1 protein-coding gene is annotated in these 252 nt (G+C 43.7%); it reads right to left on the reverse strand.

Translation table 11 applies throughout. From position 1 onward, the window contains the following. A partial coding sequence (locus FQ664_RS26470) for an MBL fold metallo-hydrolase (RefSeq protein WP_256676113.1) occupies positions 1-252 on the reverse strand: 252 nt, incomplete at both ends.

Genomic DNA, 252 nt, shown 5'->3' on the forward strand with positions numbered 1-252 from the left:
ACCCTGTATCACCCAGCTTCCCCACAACGACAAATCACGCTCTTTGTAGGAACGACCAGAGAAATGTTGAGTTGGAGTGAAAACAAACGTCAATGTCCCAATTCTCTCCGACTGCCACCAATCCAATTCTTGGATTTTATTTCGCGCCACCCCCCAGCTAAGTAAATAGTGTCCGACACGCTTCGGTACAAGAAATTGATCAACTCGTTCATGAAGTTGTTTAATGGTTTGTTTATCAAGGTGATCATAATG

Origin of the sequence: Pseudomonas persica, from assembly GCF_900291015.1 — a bacterium.
In the GTDB taxonomy this organism is placed as follows: Bacteria; Pseudomonadota; Gammaproteobacteria; order Pseudomonadales; family Pseudomonadaceae; genus Aquipseudomonas.